19 protein-coding genes and 5 pseudogenes are annotated in these 17017 nt (G+C 40.4%); 13 read left to right on the forward strand and 11 right to left on the reverse strand.

Going from position 1 to position 17017, the window contains the following annotated elements; all coding sequences use genetic code 11:
• The first annotated feature begins 112 nt into the window (after positions 1 to 112).
• The 8 genes from IQ19_RS29290 (at position 113) to IQ19_RS29010 (ending at position 4176) form a co-directional block, all read left to right on the forward strand.
• On the forward strand, positions 113 to 295 hold the full coding sequence (locus IQ19_RS29290) for a redoxin domain-containing protein (protein WP_415802985.1): 183 nt from the start codon (positions 113 to 115) through the stop codon (positions 293 to 295).
• Between the two features lie 367 nt (positions 296 to 662).
• Positions 663 to 1169: a peroxiredoxin family protein gene (locus tag IQ19_RS14150; RefSeq protein ID WP_144543037.1), complete on the forward strand. Its 507-nt coding sequence runs from the start codon at positions 663 to 665 to the stop codon at positions 1167 to 1169.
• Between the two features lie 97 nt (positions 1170 to 1266).
• A complete protein-coding gene (locus IQ19_RS14155) occupies positions 1267 to 1815 on the forward strand; it encodes an NAD-dependent epimerase/dehydratase family protein (protein WP_144543038.1) in 549 nt (182 codons plus the stop codon).
• A 119-nt stretch (positions 1816 to 1934) separates the two neighbouring features.
• Positions 1935 to 2120, forward strand: a complete 186-nt coding sequence (locus tag IQ19_RS14160; protein WP_144543039.1) for a fascin domain-containing protein — start codon at positions 1935 to 1937, stop codon at positions 2118 to 2120.
• Positions 2121 to 2247: 127 nt separating this feature from the next.
• Complete coding sequence (locus IQ19_RS14165; protein WP_277875340.1) at positions 2248 to 2799, forward strand: chitinase; 552 nt, start codon at positions 2248 to 2250, stop codon at positions 2797 to 2799.
• On the forward strand, positions 2760 to 2972 hold the full coding sequence (locus IQ19_RS29000) for a chitinase (protein ID WP_277875346.1): 213 nt from the start codon (positions 2760 to 2762) through the stop codon (positions 2970 to 2972). Before IQ19_RS14165 ends, IQ19_RS29000 begins: the two co-directional genes overlap by 40 nt.
• A 24-nt stretch (positions 2973 to 2996) precedes the next feature.
• The gene (locus tag IQ19_RS29005; protein ID WP_277875341.1) at positions 2997 to 3482 is read left to right on the forward strand and encodes a glycoside hydrolase family 16 protein; all 486 of its coding nucleotides are present in this window, start codon (positions 2997 to 2999) and stop codon (positions 3480 to 3482) included.
• 22 nt (positions 3483 to 3504) lie between these two features.
• On the forward strand, positions 3505 to 4176 hold the full coding sequence (locus IQ19_RS29010; RefSeq protein WP_277875342.1) for a LamG domain-containing protein: 672 nt from the start codon (positions 3505 to 3507) through the stop codon (positions 4174 to 4176).
• Positions 4177 to 4268: 92 nt separating this feature from the next.
• On the opposite strand, the pseudogene IQ19_RS28530 reads toward IQ19_RS29010, so the two are convergent.
• Positions 4269 to 4373, reverse strand: a pseudogene (locus IQ19_RS28530) (IS6 family transposase); the annotation flags it as partial.
• A gap of 2 nt (positions 4374 to 4375) precedes the next feature.
• Positions 4376 to 5259 (reverse strand): annotated as a pseudogene (locus tag IQ19_RS14175) (aconitase family protein); the annotation flags it as partial.
• A gap of 186 nt (positions 5260 to 5445) precedes the next feature.
• On the opposite strand from IQ19_RS14175, the gene IQ19_RS14180 reads away from it, so the two are divergent.
• From IQ19_RS14180 to IQ19_RS28535, 3 genes and pseudogenes are all read left to right on the forward strand, one after another.
• Positions 5446 to 6288: a MurR/RpiR family transcriptional regulator gene (locus IQ19_RS14180; protein ID WP_242021003.1), complete on the forward strand. Its 843-nt coding sequence runs from the start codon at positions 5446 to 5448 to the stop codon at positions 6286 to 6288.
• 354 nt (positions 6289 to 6642) lie between these two features.
• The gene (locus IQ19_RS14185; protein WP_144543040.1) at positions 6643 to 10143 is read left to right on the forward strand and encodes a S8 family serine peptidase; all 3501 of its coding nucleotides are present in this window, start codon (positions 6643 to 6645) and stop codon (positions 10141 to 10143) included.
• Between the two features lie 339 nt (positions 10144 to 10482).
• A pseudogene (locus tag IQ19_RS28535) lies at positions 10483 to 10722 on the forward strand (DUF6262 family protein); the annotation flags it as partial.
• Here the strand turns inward: IQ19_RS28535 and IQ19_RS28540 are convergent.
• From IQ19_RS28540 to IQ19_RS14200, 3 genes are all read right to left on the reverse strand, one after another.
• Positions 10660 to 11328, reverse strand: a complete 669-nt coding sequence (locus tag IQ19_RS28540; protein ID WP_242021007.1) for a hydantoinase/carbamoylase family amidase — start codon at positions 11326 to 11328, stop codon at positions 10660 to 10662. The pseudogene IQ19_RS28535 and the gene IQ19_RS28540 sit on opposite strands and share 63 nt — an antisense overlap.
• A gap of 143 nt (positions 11329 to 11471) precedes the next feature.
• Complete coding sequence (locus IQ19_RS28545; protein ID WP_242021004.1) at positions 11472 to 11729, reverse strand: hypothetical protein; 258 nt, start codon at positions 11727 to 11729, stop codon at positions 11472 to 11474.
• 5 nt (positions 11730 to 11734) lie between these two features.
• A complete protein-coding gene (locus IQ19_RS14200; protein WP_144543041.1) occupies positions 11735 to 12430 on the reverse strand; it encodes an L-2-amino-thiazoline-4-carboxylic acid hydrolase in 696 nt (231 codons plus the stop codon).
• A gap of 130 nt (positions 12431 to 12560) precedes the next feature.
• On the opposite strand from IQ19_RS14200, the gene IQ19_RS14205 reads away from it, so the two are divergent.
• A complete protein-coding gene (locus IQ19_RS14205) occupies positions 12561 to 13448 on the forward strand; it encodes a LysR family transcriptional regulator (protein WP_144543042.1) in 888 nt (295 codons plus the stop codon).
• Positions 13445 to 13855 (forward strand): peroxiredoxin-like family protein, encoded by a 411-nt coding sequence (locus tag IQ19_RS14210; protein ID WP_144543043.1) that lies wholly within the window; start codon positions 13445 to 13447, stop codon positions 13853 to 13855. Before IQ19_RS14205 ends, IQ19_RS14210 begins: the two co-directional genes overlap by 4 nt.
• A gap of 30 nt (positions 13856 to 13885) precedes the next feature.
• Here IQ19_RS14210 and IQ19_RS14215 read toward each other — a convergent pair whose 3' ends face one another.
• The 6 genes and pseudogenes from IQ19_RS14215 to IQ19_RS14240 all read right to left on the reverse strand — a co-directional run.
• Positions 13886 to 14521: a peptide-methionine (S)-S-oxide reductase MsrA gene (locus IQ19_RS14215; protein WP_242021008.1), complete on the reverse strand. Its 636-nt coding sequence runs from the start codon at positions 14519 to 14521 to the stop codon at positions 13886 to 13888.
• Positions 14522 to 14599: 78 nt separating this feature from the next.
• Complete coding sequence (locus IQ19_RS14220; protein WP_113885883.1) at positions 14600 to 14917, reverse strand: iron-sulfur cluster biosynthesis family protein; 318 nt, start codon at positions 14915 to 14917, stop codon at positions 14600 to 14602.
• A gap of 23 nt (positions 14918 to 14940) precedes the next feature.
• Entirely contained in the window at positions 14941 to 15180 is a 240-nt protein-coding gene (locus IQ19_RS14225; protein ID WP_158638805.1) for a DUF2553 family protein, read from the reverse strand.
• A 133-nt stretch (positions 15181 to 15313) separates the two neighbouring features.
• Positions 15314 to 15629, reverse strand: a pseudogene (gene trxA, locus IQ19_RS14230) (thioredoxin).
• Positions 15630 to 15706: 77 nt separating this feature from the next.
• Positions 15707 to 16078 (reverse strand): redoxin domain-containing protein, encoded by a 372-nt coding sequence (locus tag IQ19_RS14235; protein WP_277875343.1) that lies wholly within the window; start codon positions 16076 to 16078, stop codon positions 15707 to 15709.
• Between the two features lie 682 nt (positions 16079 to 16760).
• A pseudogene (locus tag IQ19_RS14240) lies at positions 16761 to 17017 on the reverse strand (sodium/proline symporter); the annotation flags it as partial.

A 17017-nucleotide genomic window follows, 5' to 3' on the forward strand; every position in this document is an offset into this window, starting at 1 on the left:
ATGCAAATCTTGTGACATATTAAGGAACTACAGCAGTCCGATATCGAATTTGGTTTAAAGGATGGGGAAGAAACTCCGAATTTTACATTGCCGAGTCCGCTTGGGCAAAAAAATGTCTCTGTATGATGAGCTTGAGAAGGGTCCGTTTGTCTTGACCTTCTACCGAGGCGGTTGGTGTCCATTCTGCACTTTAAAGCTCCGGACTTATCAACGATTTTTACCACTGTTTCAGAGGCTTGGTGCTCAATTGATTGCTATCACTCCTCGAAGTCCTGATAATTCTGTGTTCCAGTAGGAGAAGGAGGAATTAGCCTTCCAGGTACTGAGCGATTCGAATGGCAGCGTTGTCGGAAACTACAAAATTCTGTTTGAACTGCCGCTTATCTTCAGGATATCTTTAAAATAATCTAGGGCTTTCTCTCAATGAGTTCAACAAAACAGATCGCTGGATTTTGCCGGTACCGGCCACTTTTATTATCGACAAGGAAGGATGTGTCCGCAGGGCACACGTAAACCCGGGCTTTTGATCGAATGGAACAAGAAGAAATCATTGATCAATTGAAGAAGCTTTGAAAAAATGCATTATAGGGATTCGTCCATAGTAGTTTAATTAATATCTTTATATTAAAAATAACTTAATTTCAAATATGGGAGGTTTATTTGTGAATAAATTTAATTTAGGAGATAAAGTTCCTAACTTTGAACTCCCCTCTACGTCCGGTTACCAATATGATTTCGAATCTTTTCGTAATGATAATAAAGGCTGGCACCTAGTCATCTATTTTAGAGGTTCTTGGTGCCCTGTATGTGTGGAAGATCTAAAAGAACTAGAGAAAAACAAAGGTTATTTTGAAGATAAAGGGGTGTATTTTACAGTTGTTTCTGCAGATAACCTTGATAATTTGAACCAAATGGTTGAAAAACATAATTTTACATTCCCAGTTCTGTCTGATCAGGATTTAAACGTATTAAAAGCTTATGATGTCTTTTACCATAATGATAATGATCTCTATGAGGACCACGGTGCTCACGGCGAACCTGCATACTTCTTAACAGATGAAGGGGGCACCTTGCTTTATCAACAAAAGCAAACAAGCCCATTTGGCCGACCAACGGCAACAGAGCTCCGAAAAATTGTTCAATGGATCAAAAAGAAACTTAAAGCTTAATATTTAGGATTTGCTTAAAAAGAGGCATGAATATGTCCCATCAACGGCTTACAAAAAGGCAGCATTCATTTTTTCCAAATTTGAAAGAAGGGCCTTTATGGAAATTCTTGTTATGGGAGGTACAAAGTTTTTTGGTCGCCGCTTAGTCGAGTTATTACTTGAAGATGGACATAATGTAACCATTGCTACTCGTGGCCAAACTTCAGATGATTTTGGGGAGAAGGTAAAAAGAATTAAAATTGATCGTACGGATCAGAGTTCAATGAAGCGCGCCTTTGCAGACCAGTACTTTGACGTAGTCTATGACCAAATTTGTTTTAATCCGAGAGAAGCCAAAATCGCTGTTGAAACATTCAGCAACCGTATAAAACGTTATGTCTTTACGTCAAGTATGGCAGTGTACGGTCATAAAGAAACTGAAATTGTGGAAAGAGATTTTATCCTGGAAGATTACAAAGTTAATCTGGATGCTGACGATTATGCCTATGATGAAGGAAAACGCCAGGCAGAGGCTTATTTTTTTCAACATGCTGCATTCCCAGTGGTTGCTGTTCGTGTAGCGATGGTGGTATCGGGAAACGATGACTTTACAGGCCGATTTGATTTTTATGTTGGACATGTGGCAAATATTGGGACTGCATTCTAGGAGGTATAACCATTAGTATAGGAGCCAAAGTTGTTTATAAATCTGACACATATACCGATACATGAACTCTGACAAATAAATCGGATTTCAAAAATCGTAAAAAGGCTCAAGGATGACTTATGCAAATACAGATTAAATCGGCGTTTAATAATCAATTCGTTAGCGCGGAGAACCAGGGAGAAAGCCCGCTGGCTGCCAACCGCGAGGCTGCTCAGGAATGGGAGAACTTTAATGTCATTAACAACTCGGACGGGACCATCTCCTTCCAAGCGGTAGCCAATAATAAATATTTACGGCGGATCTGAATCAGGAGACGAAGCTGGTTGTCGGGCTACGGAGATTCAGGCATGGGAGAGGTTCCGGAAAATCGACCGCGGCAACGGGAAAATAGCGCTGCAGGCCGTAGCGAACAATTTATACGTATCAGCCGATTTGAATAAAGGAGCGGTTCTTTACGCGAATAGGTCGTCGGCGTCAAAATGGGAAGAATTCGTTATTTCTCCGGCGGGCTCCGGTTTTTCTTCCCCGCAAACGGGAGGATTCGCCGTATCTGAGCAGCAATTCAATCAAATTTTCCCGAACCGGAACGGTTTCTATACCTACTCCGGGCTGATCGCGGCTCTCGGTGCGTATCCGGGCTTTGCGAAAACCGGCGGTGCTACGATAGAGAAGCAGGAAGCTGCCGCTTTTCTTGCCAACGTCTACCATGAAACCGGCGGTCTCTATTACATCGTCGAGCAGAACAAGGCGAATTACTCCCACTATTCCGATCCTAGCAACACACGCTATCCAAGCGCGCCGGGAAAACAATATTACGGCCGCGGTCCGATCCAGATCAGCTGGAATTACAATTACGGAGCGGCCGGCGAAGCGCTGGGGCTGCCGCTACTGGGGCCGACCCGGGTCTGGTCGCTCGAGACTCCTCGGTCGCTTGGAAAACGGGGCTGTGGTTCTGGAACACGCAGACTGGGGCAGGAACGATGACCTGCCATAATGCGTTGGTAAATTCTAGAGGGTTCGGCGAGACGATCCGTACGATCAATGGGTCGCTCGAATGTAATCGCGGAGGCGGAGGTCCGGTTCAAAGCCGTGTCGAGCAGTACAAAAGAATTTGCGGGATTCTCGGCGTGAGCCCGGGCAACAATCTTTCCTGCTAAATTGAAGAAGGAGGAGTTCTAGAGATGGCGGAACTAAATGCAGACAGCAGATGGCGTCTTGTGTGGAGCGACGAATTTAGCGGGATCAGCGGTTCGGCGCCCGACCCCGGTAAATGGGGCTACGATACCGGGGGAACCGGATGGGGGAATAACGAGAAACAGTATTACACCGACAGTACGAATAACGCCTACCTGGACGGATCCGGCCATTTGGTTATTAAGGCGATCAAAGAAAATAAGAACGGAATGCCCTACACCTCCGCTCGCCTGGTATCCAGAAATAAAGGAGACTGGACCTACGGGAGAATCGAAGCTCGTTCAAAGCTTCCCACCGGGAAAGGTTTATGGCCCGCCATCTGGATGCTTCCAACCGATTGGGAATACGGAACCTGGCCGATCAGCGGCGAAACCGACATTATGGAGCAGTGGGGCTCGGACCCGCTCAAGGTGCATGGAACGATTCACTTCGGAAATCTGTGGAAATATCGGCGCGGAATAACGGCTCCCTGACGGGGGATACCACGAGTACGCCGTGGAGTGGGAGCCGGGCAAAATCCGCTGGTACGTTGACGGTAACCTGTACCAAACACACAGGACGAAGGAGTGGTACAGTTCGGGCGGTCCAAGCCCGGCACCCTTTAATAAGCGGTTCCACATTCTGCTCAATGTGGCCGTCGGCGGAAACTTTGACGGCGATCCCGACGGTTCGACGACGTTCCTGCAGACGATGATGGTCGATTATGTCCGGGTGTATAATCGCGCGGAACCGCAGAGCCAATACCTGCTAGCCAATTCGGGCTTTGAAACGGGAGATTTGACAGGCTGTTTCGAGTGGAATAGCTCGGTATCGGCACAAAAGGTCGATAAGGATTATCCCCGCCAAGGCAGCTATAAATTGACGCACTGGGCGTCCGGAGCGTATCAGCAAATTACGGCTCAAAAGGTAAACGTTCCTAACGGTCTGTACAAGGCCAGCGTCTGGGCTCGCTCCAGCGGAGGGCAGAAAGCCCTGAAGCTGTACGTCAAAGATTACGGAGGCGCCGAGCTCTCGAGTGACATCGGGACGAGTACGGTAACGGAATACCGGAAGTATACGATTGACAACATTCAGGTCACGAACGGACAAATCGAGATCGGGATATGGAATGACGCCAACGCGAACAACTGGGCGGCATTCGATGGCTTTGAACTGGTAAGAAAATAACAAACAACAATGGGTTCTGGTGCAAATACTTGAAGAAAATATAAAAAAGCACAAGATTTCTATTGATCCCTGGTCTTAAGCAACTAGTCCAATCACAGTTGATGGATGAATTCTTTTTGATTTTGGACAGACTTCTCCCTTTGAAGAGTCTGTCCTTTTTTGATCATGTGCATAGCCTCTATCCCCGCAATAATTCGTTTGGAGGTTCGATAGCATTCCACTGTTTATTAGCGAAGAGGACATTTTGATAGTTTTTGCGGAACAGCTCAGGACGGACTGCCTGGTTCATCCATTACTGTATTCTTTCAAGAAAACGGGCTTTTCCTCGATCGGCTCGGTAGCGACACCAATGGTAACCGTACTCGCTAACGCATAGGCACAAGCGGAGGTGAGGCTAAATAATTGGCTTTTACTTGTGGGTGGATTCATCCTTCAAAGTTACGGTTGCCCGACAAAACGGCTGCCGTGACAAGATCATGGTCCACGATCTCCTGTCTGACATCTTCGGGGAGCGGACCAGAGTTGCCGATACAGGTCGCGCATCCATATCCTGCAACATGAAATCCGAGCGCTTCTAAGCTTTTGGACAGACCCGATTCGGTTAAATAATCCGAAATGACCCGGGATAAGCGAGTTTTTTACATATGCAGGCTTCTTCAATCCTTTATCTACTGCCTTTTTGGCGAGGAGACCGGCACAAATCAAAATGCTTGGATTGGTCGTATTGGTGCCGGTCGTAATGGCGGCGAGAACGACAGATCGGATTCAGACAAGCCGTACCCGCCTTTGTAGACGGAAGCTTAAGCTGCTTCCTTATAGGACTGTTTCATAGTGGAGATCGGAATTTGGTCCTGTGGTCGCTTGGGACCAGCCAAACAAGGAACTAACGTGGACAGGTCAAGTTCGATTATTTCTGAATACACAGGATCCTCACTGTTTTCCGATACAAACATACCCTGTGCTTTGTAATAGGCTTCAACCAAGGACACGTGTTTCTCGGTATGCCCGATAAATCGTAAGTAGCTCAAGGTCTCATGATCGACTGGAAAATAACCCATGGTCGCCCCCATATTCCGGTGCAATCTGGCCTTTAAATGGAATACCATGACTAACGTTTTTAAACAACATTATCTTTTTTGTAAACGGTAAATGAATAAAACTGTTTTTAAAACTTAATACCCTGTTTTTTAAATGTCATTTTCGTAGTTATTTTTTTATTATTAGGCAGAAGGCTAGAATGAAAGGTTGTCTTGAAGGTGATCAAAGAAGATGAAGGCAAAAGAAAAGTCCATTAATCTAAGAATAAAGAGGGGATATGACAATATGCAAGTTTTTTTAAAACGCTTATCACAACATCGAGAACGATTGAGCCCGCTTGAAAAGCGAGTGTTAGAGTATTTATTGCGGAACCCTGAATATTTTACCCACCAGAAACTAGATGAAATATCCCGGAATCTTTTTGTGTCCACTGCTACTATTAGCAGAACGTGCCAAAAACTAGGATTTCGTGGGTTTCAAGAAATGAAGTACAGGCTTACTAAGGAAGTAACACAAGAAATGAAAAATGCTGTTTCGCCTCCCACTTCTCTTTTACAAATACATATAGAAAGAATGAAACAAGAAATGGATTTTACCTTACAATTAGTAGATGAAAAAAAAATAAAGCTAGCAGCCGGTTATATAAAACAAAGCAATCACGTCGAGCTATTTGGTGTTGGTAATTCTTTTCTGGTTTGTAAAGACGTTGCAAGGAAGCTTATGTTTGCGGGAAAGATTTGCTATGCGCGAGAAGATTGGGATGAATTACGAAGTGCCGCAAACAATTTAAAAGAAAATGATTTAGCAATATTGGTTTCCTATAGCGGAGAAACAAAGCATATGTTAGAATTTGTACAAATTTTAAAACATAATAATGTCAAATTAATTGCTATTACCGGGAGACCTATCAACAGTTTACAACAGGAAGTGCATTTATCTCTCCAGGCATATATCACAAATTATTATTATGGTGAGCTGGATATAAGTTCACGTTTTCCATTGAGCATAATTTTAGATTTTATAATTATTTCGTTTTTAAATGAACAAACCGAAAAAACTTTGGAAACATTATAACTATTAGTGAAAAGCAGTCAGGCAAAGAGAATGAAGATTTAGCTGTCAGTTGTTTAGGATTAAAATATACATAATATACAAAAAGGACTGTCCTAGCTTTACTTAAAAATTTCCTCTTTGAAAGTCTAATAGAGTTTGAGTGAATTGGGTCTCTTTTCATACATAACATTTAGCAAGCGATACGAGATCATTCAAATGAAAATCAAATATTGAAATCATATACAAAAAATGTATGACCTTACAATCTCAATGATACCAATTGATAGGAGCCTTAGCAGGAAGTATTCTAAAATAAATCGCGAAGGTTGTTGTTATTTTCCAACAAGGCGATTCAGAAACTAAGGGAGTGGTGAAATGAAAAAAATAAGAACGTACAGAAAAAACAGAATTTTTAATCTAGTGGTATTGGCCGTTATTTTAATTTTTTCTACAGTGAATGTCCCTTCTTATGCTGCTGAAGGTACATACAAATCTCCTGTATTCCGAATCAATGAACAGGTAGAGGAAAAAGCGCAAAATAAAATTAATAAAAAAGTTTTAGAGAAATTTAAGGAAGATGAGTACGTCACCTTTCTTGTTAAATTCCAAAAACAAGTAAATCTAGATTCAGTTGTGAAAGAAACGGTTGAAAAGTCTAAAAACCAGGATATGACTACATTTCAAAAGAAGCAACGAAAGCGTTCCACAATCGTGACAACCCTTCGTACAAACGCAGAAGATAATCAGTCTAGTGTTAAAAAGTTTCTAAAGCAAGAGAAAAATAAAGGACAAGTGAAAGAAATTGAATCTTTTTACATTGTCAATGCAATGGCCGTCACTGCTACGAAAGAAGTTTTGGATAGTTTGGCATCTTACCCTGAGATAGAAAAGATTTTACCAAACGAAACAAAAAAAGTGATTGAACCCAAACAGTCGAGTGAGCCCCTTGTAAAAACAAACAGCTCTTCCGTTGAATGGAATATTGAAAGAGTAGGAGCACCAAATCTTTGGGATGAAGGGATAGATGGATCCGGTGTGGTCGTAGCCAATATTGATACTGGTGTCGATTGGAAACACCCGACACTCCAAACAAAATATCGGGGATTTAACATTTCTAATCCCATGAATGCGGTTCATACCTTTAACTGGTACGACGCAGTAAACGATTCAGCGGTGCCTGAAGATGTTAATGGACACGGAACCCACACAATGGGAATTATGGTTGGATCAGAACCGAATCATACTAATCATATTGGCGTGGCTCCCGGGGCTAAATGGATCGCGGTAAAAGCCTTTGATGATAATGGTATAGCAACAAATGTTGACTTATTAAAAGCAGGGGAATGGATCCTCGCTCCAAAAGATACGGAAGGAAATCCACATCCTGAGATGGCACCCGATGTTGTCAACAATTCTTGGGGCGGGGGATCAGAGTTAGATGAGTGGTATCGCCAGATCGTACAAGCATGGCGTGCGGCGGACATTTTCCCTGTTTTTGCTGCTGGTAATGGTTATTCTTCTCCAGGATCTGTTTCGAATCCAGCAAATTATCCGGAATCATTTGCCGTTGGTGCATTGGACTCTGAAAATCAAATTGCATCATTTTCATTACGAGGACCTTCACCCTATAACGAGATTAAACCTGATGTCTCTGCTCCCGGAGTAGAAATACGTTCCTCTTTACCGACTGGAAGATATGGAAGTTTAGACGGAACCTCGATGGCAGCACCGCATATTGGAGGAATTGTGGCATTGGTAAAACAAACCAATCCTTCACTCACAGTAGATGAAATCGCGCAAAAGTTCCTTTCCAGCGCTACAGAGCTAACAGATGAAATCTATACGACTTCCCCAAATCACGGCTATGGATATGGACTGGTCAATGCGTGGGACGTAATTCATCCTGATGATAGAAAATTATCTGAGGTAAATGGCCAAGTTGGTTATGAGGGGACGGACAACAAGAAACCTACATTCCAATTTACAAAACCGGCCATTGTTTATCGTAGAGCTCCACTTATGCTAACCATTCAGGCACAAGATAACACAACTATTAAGCTGGTCGAGCTCTCTTATCAAATTGGTAACAATAAAGAGTGGAAATCCATTCACGCTGTTCAAACATCTGGCGATTCTCATGCTGGAAGCTTTCAAGCCACAATACCTTTTTCAGATGTAAAAGAATCAACCATCTCTTATAAGTGGACCATTACTGATTATAGCGAAAACACTACGCAATCCAAAAAGTATACAGAAGAGGTAAAACAAGGGATTACAAGAGGATACAAAACTGATTTTGAATCTGATCCATTTGGTTGGTACTCGTTTGGCCGATTTAGTTCGTGGGAGTGGGGGAAACCAATGTATCCGAAAATAACGGTCCCGTCAGGAGAAAAAGTGTACGCCACAACAGCAAACGATTGGTCCTACAATAACAATGAGTACTCGACTCTGGTAATGCCTCCAATTGATGTCCCTGCTGAAGGATCTACTTATTTACATTTTAAACAAGCATATGGCTTTCCATTTTCTTTTAACGGAATTGATGACCATGGATATGTGGTAGTCTCCACTGACATGAAATATTGGGAAAAGATTATAACAAATGAAGGACATACCTATACGAAATGGGAAACGAAAGAGATAGACTTATCTGTTTATAAAGGAAAGACCATTTATGTGGGGTATCATTTGGTAACCGACAACCAAGTTTCAAATTTGGGATGGTATTTAGATGATGTTTCCATAGATGAAAAGTCACTTCAAGACACTGAACCGTTAAAAGAAAATAATTCTACAACAACTTTGGAACAAAAGCAGCAAATCACAAAAATACCACTCACAATAGAGAATATCCAAATACCTGGTTCTGAAGTCGATATTAATAAAGTACGTGACTCTAATTTTCTTCCGTTGGACGCACAAGTAACTATACTTGAGACAGGCCAAGCCATACAGACCAATCCAAACGATGGCAGCTATACACTGAAAGCAGAAGAGGGAGAATACACAATTCGCGCCGAAGCCTATGGATTTCGTTCAAAGGATCAAAGGGTTACTTTTACAAATAATACTGTTGGCACAGAAAATTTTGTGTTACACCCAATACCTAAAGGTACGTTAACTGGACAACTTATCGACCAGCCGACGGGGAAACCAATATCAGGAGCTACTTTAGCATTGGTAGAAGATGCGGCCATTAAACCCGTCGTTACCGATAAAAATGGAAGGTTTTCTATTGAAGCTTATAATGGAAACTACACTCTTCTGATCCGTGCGCCGTACTACCATACAAAGAAATTGAACATCACAATCAGTGACAAAATGACGAAAATGAAAGATATTCAGTTAAACCCGTTTGTGGGTTATCCAGAAGAAATTGGTTATGATGATGGTACAAATGAGAATGTTATTTTACCTAGTGAAAAGGAACTGGCAGCTGTAAAAATGACATTGGCGGACGGGAAACAAGAAGGTCTTTTAACCGGTGGGCTTTTCCGTGTTATACCGGACTATTTTTTACCGGGCAGCACTAACTTTCAAGTCTATGTCTATGATGCAACAGGTGAGAGTGGGGCACCGGGAAAACGGCTCGCAGGCCCGATTGATGCCAAGGTAAATCCGAACGATCCTTGGACGTTAGTCGATTTATCCGGTTATTCTATTTTCGTTGATAAGGAGTTTTATCTTGTCTATGGACAATCAGGAAAATATCCTTATATCTCTTCACTCGGTTTGGATACAAACGGTCAATTAGCCGGGCGTGCATGGAATTCTGATGGGACAACATGGAGACAGATGCCGACCTCCGGATTTGATGTCGGGAACTATATGATTCGTTCTATTGTCAACTATGAAGGCAGGCAGTCTAACTAGAGGCCTCCGCACTATTAGTATTTCTATACAAAAGGCATATGGACAAAATTGGAACATACCTAGAAATATGATGACAGGTAAAAAATTAGTAGCTGAAGTTTGGGAACCCCTAAATGGTGAGTAGTTCAATAAGTATCTATTCATTTGTAAAACTTCGGCAATCGGGTGAAAGAATTGAAAATTAACGGGCTGTTTAGCAGCCCGTTATTCATGTTTTTTATGGCGAAAATGGTCAGGGAAAAACGGTTTTACGAATGGTTTTAGGAAGAGCATGCGAAATAAATGCGGATGCACATGTATACCTGTTTTCTCCCGTAAACGTCTGAAGAGTGCACGAACATTCCAATCTGTCATGCAAACACCTATCAAAAGGTAGACGAAGCCGTTAAACGGCTCATACGATCCAATGAAAGGATTAATTTTAACAGTGTCTCAAATGAATCAGGTGTAACGAAAGCAACGCTGTACAACAATGTCGATATTCGCAAACGGATTGAAGCGTTAAGGCAGCAACAATCACAAGCACCTACACCAAAACAAGTTAAGCGAGAAATAAATGAGAGCAGCAAGGACGCCCTTTGCTAGCTGCTGTTGAAGCATAGGATCTGTTTTTGCTGGTTTTACGAGTTGTAACATCTTTGTTTTCAGCGTAACTTTTCTACGCTCAGCAATCTTTTGCATTTGTCTTAAAAAGGAACCTTCCAAAGTGCTTATTATTTGTTCATCAATATCACGAATATCAATTGTAAAGGTAACTCTACCCGGAATGACATTTACGCCATTTGGTTCTACATTTAGTTTTCCGACAGTAGTTACAGAATTGGTCCTGTCATTGAACATTTGTTCAATTGCTAAAATCATTTCACTTGCTGCAGCTAAAGCATCCTTACGAATTGGCATTGGCGTTGCACCAGCATGTGCACTAACGCCTGTCACAGTCACTTCCAGCCATAATGGTGCTGCAATACCTGTAACGATGCCTACCGGTAATTCTTCGTTTTCTAGTACTTTTCCCTGCTCAATATGCATTTCTAAATATGCTTGAATGTCATTACGTTTTATTTTTTCTAAAGGAAGGGGTGACAATTGGGATTGCTTCATTGCTTCTTCAATAGAAATACCTGATGCATCGGTTTTCTGTAGGTGCTCATATGCTAAAAGGCCAGCCACTGCACGACTGCCGATTAACCCAAAGCCAAAGCCAAAGCGTGTTCCTTCTTCATCTTTAAACGCTTTGCAACTTCAATTTTCTTTGAAAGTGATAGCTGTTGTACATGAATGGTTTGAACGACTTCAATTGCTGCAAGAACACCTAAAGCACTGTCATATTATCCGCCCTCTGGCACAGTATCAATATGAGAGCCTAGCATAATGGTTTCGCTTCCTTCACCATATGTGCCAATAACGTTCCCAACGGCATCAACTGTGATGGTCATGCCTGCTTCTTCCATATATGATGTTACGAGCTCAATAGTCTGTTGTTCTTCAGGTGTAAAAGAAAAGCGATTAATGCCGCCTGTTAGTTCATTACGTCCAATTTGACTTAAGTCTTGAAGATGCTTTAGTAGTCGGTTAGCATTAATCATTGCACTCACTCTTTCATCTGAAATTGGAAATGGCATTGACCCTCACGTAATACATATTGATCATGTATAACTTCAAAATTTTTATTATATCCTGTTGCAATGGATGGATCGATTACTTTGCAATAAAGAATACCGTATTTGCCCATATTATCATCTGCCCATTGTTGGCCAAATGGGCAATGTGTAAATGTTTGCTCTACTTCATTCTTTTTATAAACCGTATCAATTTCAAATAAATCACTGCGCCCCATATCGTAGTTAGTTAGGTAATTTTCCACAGTATTTTCTAAACCGTTTGTACGTGCTCGTTGTGCAATACCTTCACCACGTTTATTACCGAAGCGTTCCACTGCTCGCATAATTACCTGCTCGCCTTTCTCACCGTATTCATCAACAACTAGTTTTGCAATTTGTGCAAACATTTTTGAAAAACGTGCATATGTCGTTAAATCCGCAAATTTTTCTTCTCCTTCTACAACTTGAGGTAAGTATTCAAAGAAAGCATGATTTTCACCTTCTGCTGTCGCCTTTTTCGCCATTGCTTCAGCGTCTTTTAAACCAAAAGCTTCTAATCCTTTTTGAACTAACTCACGACCATGCTCACCGTATTCTTCCGTAATAGACAGATGTAATTCAGTAAACATTTTTCCTGTAATAATATCCATGGATAAAGCCTTCATCATCAACTTTTCCTCTGCCATGTTTTTGGACCTCCAATAATTCGTATTGATTTACTTGGGATTTATTTTTATTATAGGAGGGGACATTAAAATAAATCAAATGAATATTTTGATGAATGAGTATGAAAAAAATTCATAAAAGGAGTTTACGATGGCTACTTTAGCACAATATATCGCATTTCATACACTCGTTGATATAGGGAATTTTACCGAAACCGGCTTAAAGTTGAATCTCACACAGTCTTCTATTAGCCATGCAATCAGCAATTTAGAAGCAGAACTAGAGCTGTCTCTTATTATCCGTAATCGAAACAATATCGTTTTGACGAGCGAAGGCAAAATCATTTATGAACATATCTCAAAAATTTTACAACAGAACCATCAGCTTGAAACCGTAGTTGCTAATTTAAAAAATTTCATCGGAGGCTCTTTATCTGTTGGTATTCTTCCAAGTGTTTCATTCGTTTTATTACCAAAAGTATTAGCGTACTTTGTACAACATCATCCTAACTTACACATTCGTTTGATGGAGGGAGATTACGATCAAATCGAGGAATGGCTGCATAATGGGATTATCGATATCGGTTTTTTAGTAAAGCCGCATTCAAAAAATCTTGTTTTTGATTCAATTTTTGATGATGAACTCGTTTGCATAATGGCCCAAGGTCATCCCTTGGCGAAGGAGGATAAACTTCACCTAGAACAATTAAAAGATGAACGATGGATAATGCCAAAGCGAACCATTGACCGTGATGTTTCACGCATGTTATCCGAAAATAAAATACACCCTAATATCGTTTATGAATTATCCGTTGACCAAGTCATTTTGACGATGGTAAATGAAAATTTAGGTATTTCAATCGTGCCGAATTCGATTTTAATTCATGCACCAAATACTCTTATCCGAAAAAAAATTTATGAGTCGTATGTTAGACACGTCGGAATTGCACACAAACACAGTATTCAGCTTTCTCCAAGCGCTTTAAAATTTGTGAAAATTTCTAAAAATATTGCTTCAAGTTTGAAATATGATTATTGACAAATTATGAAGAGCTGGAAAAAGGTCCGGTAGTGCTAACGTTTTACCGCGGATCTTGGTGCCCTTTCTGTAATCGACAATTAAAAGCCTACCAAGAGATCCTACCCGATATACAGGAGCTAGTCGCACAGCTTTTGGCAATCAGTCCACAAACACCGGACAATACACTATCCATGCAAGAGAAAAACGAATTCGATTTTCAAGTGTTAAGTGATCCGAGAGGAATCGTTTCAGCGAAGTATAATGTACTTTTCGATGTTCCTGATTATTTAAAAGATGCTTATGAAAAGATCGACTTAGATTTAGAATCCTTCAATGGGAAAGTAAACTGGATCTTACCAGTACTGGCTACGTTTATGATAGATGAAACTGGAGAAATCCGCTTTAAGCATAAATCCAAACTTTAAAACTATAGCAGCCCTAGTTCAGGCTGTTTTTCATTTACTCTTACATACTATATCACACGATTCACGTGCCTGATTTTTCGTCTCCTTTGACACTTCTTCGATCACTGACCAAAGAGTATGGTAGCCTGAATCCGAAAATTCCAGCATCAGCTCTTGAAGTGACCCACAGTCTTTTGAAAAGCCATTTAACCTGGCTGCTAGGGTTGAATCAACTAGGAATTCCTTTCCCTCAAGCTGCTGCCACGTTTCATAAACAGGCTTCCATCTTTGAAGATAATACTTTTGATGACGGATTTCAGCCTCGTAAAAGGTGTCAAGAGGCTCTACATCGGTATAGCAGCGACCATGATGTTGCTTGATGTGCTCTACTTTTTGAAGCATCTTATCTTTTTGTTCCTCGCTTTGATAAAACAGAACAGAACGATACTTAATCGAGCGAGGAGCTCTCGTTGTATTATGCTGCTCAAAAAATTGAGTCAAGATCTGATCTAAACTCAGTTGATTTGAATCATATTGGATGTGTAAAGCCTCTGTATAATCTAACGTGTTTTTGGAGGTAGGCTGACCTTCTTTACCTCCCGCATACCCGACTCTTGTTCTGATGACTCCAGGGTGGTAGCCAAAACGTGACTCAGGTCCCCAGAAACAGCCCATACCAAACGTCACTGTATCCAATTAAATCACTCCTAAAAAAATACAAATCAAGGCAATCTTACATGGTAAGATACTTGATTTGTATCATTCTTAATTTCTATATTCTAATTTCATATACGCCGTATAGATTTGGCTGTTACTTTTTAAAATAAACGTGGACTTACTTGGATTATAATCCACTACTAAGTCTTCATCAAATAAATGGTCTGACTTATGTCCCAATAAAACCGGCTTAAAGTTTGTAGAAAGGAGTTGTTGTTCCATCTCTGAACTTAGCTCCTTCATCCCGACAAATGTCACCCAATCCGCTCCAATGGAGCAACCACCCAGACTAGGGTTCAATTGATAAGCAATGGCAGGCTCCTGGTTTAATCTCTCAACTGCTCTATCCGAAAATTGTACATTCATAGTATCTGCCCCTTAAAGAAATTTTAGCACCAGCCAAGGTCACAGCCTTCGACATATGCTTTAGGATGATCTGCTTGTAAATGCTCCATATATTTAAAGATCTTCCCATTTTCCATCACATAATCTTGATGCAGCTCTAAATTTCTTTGCTCATCAGGAGAAATGGAGATCGTTCCTATCTTTTCATCTTTAAAGAATAATTCTATTTGATATTCTTTTACAACTGCTCGAATATGCTCTGTTACATTCATCATGTTCTTCATTATATTTCCTCTCCTTTTCGTCTTAATCATGAATCATCCTTACAACTTGAGTATATAGGAAACCGCAAAAGAAAAATGTAATGTACCTTACACAAAACGATTGAAATCTCTAACTTCCCGATGATTTTGCTGTTTAGATGTGTTTATTGAGAGCTTCTTCAAGAGCTTCCTTTGGTCTATAACCAACAAGTGTATCTACTACTTCGCCATCTTTCATCACTAATAGAGTCGGGATGTTCATTACACCAAATTTATTAGCTGTTTCTTGGTTTTGGTCGACATCAATTTTCACAATCTTAACTTGATTACCCATATCCTGTTCAAGTTCTTCTAATACTTGTACGATCATCTTACAAGGCCCACACCATGTAGCAAAAAAAATCAGCTAATACTACCCCATTATTTGTTTCTGTTGCGAACGTTTTATCCGTTACGTTTAATACTGCCATATCTAACTACTCCTTTTCATTTAAATGAATGGTTGTTTATTTTAATGCACTAAGCACTTCAATTGCTCTAGTTGGCACTATACGAGTCGTATAGTCTGGATTTTTAAAAGCAAATTGAATGATTCCTTCTTGTCAATGATAAATGTTGCAGGAACCGGCAATATAGCTACATCTGCATCGTTATAACGAATTAGGTCCAGTCCAAGAACACCTTTTAACGTTTCAGCCAAGTATTCAGGTACCTCATATGCTTTTTTGTCGGCAGAAGTAACATGACTGTTTCTATCGCTTAATACAAGGAAAGGTGGGTCGTACTTTTCTTTTGAGCTTAGAGAATTGTCTGGTGACTCAGTGCTAACCGCAATCATTTTAGCACCTTGACCTTTAATTTGTTCCAGGTGCTTTTTTGTAAGCTTGTAGCTCGAGATTTCAAAATAGACTCCACCCACCTCGGTAAAAAAAAGGATACTGGCCCCTTCGCTAACTCCTCTGTTAGAGTTACTTTTTTACTTGTTGCATCTTTCAATGTAAAATTAGGAGCCTTAATCCTACAGCTAATCCACCCACCTGTTCCTTGTCAATTAAATCAGTTACTGACTTTGCTAGATTGTCTAATACCTTTTGTGGCGCAATTGCTCTACAACCCCTTGTAATGTTCATTTAACGTAAGCTGTTCATTCATTAGTGTTCTCCTCCGCCTAAAAAAATGTGATACGTTATCTACACTTTGCTCTTACATAAATGAGTATAAATTTTGTTAGATGGCTAACATTTACAGATCTCATCTTAATATTTTTGGGTTTTTATTTTAACAAATAAAAAAAACATTTCCTCTAAAGAAGAAATGTTCAGACTGTATACAAACTCATTAAAATTGAGTTTGTATACAGTGTTTTTGGATTTAAACTTGTAGTAAGAAAATCTTGAGGTGATAAATATGCTTTCGAAACTTCATCAAGGGGTGTAGTCTGTCCAAAAATAAAGTGGAATTCATACATAGACTTTTCTGAAAGTGGACCTACAACTTTTTTTCAATTTGTCTTGGTATTTGCACCAGAACCGGTCTAGATAAATTTCAAATCCACACTTTCTAAACAAGCCCCTTTTTGTATAAGAAAATAATAGTCCATATTACGATTTTACTAATTTAGGCTGTGTCTCTTTTACTGTATCAGGATAAATTAAAGAGAATACAATACCAGCGATTAAGCAAATAAAGAACGTTGCAGCTTTTGCTGATAAAATCGATTCAAGCGATGAAAGCGGCCAAACGATAGCACTGACAAATCCGACAATAATCGTGGCGATAACACCCATACCTGAAATACGCTTCCAGAAGAAAATTAATAAGATAATAACAGAAAATGTATTCCCAATACCTGCCCATG

The sequence above is a fragment of the Cytobacillus oceanisediminis genome (genome assembly GCF_007830235.1).
Lineage (GTDB): Bacteria > Bacillota > Bacilli > Bacillales > Cytobacillaceae > Cytobacillus > Cytobacillus oceanisediminis.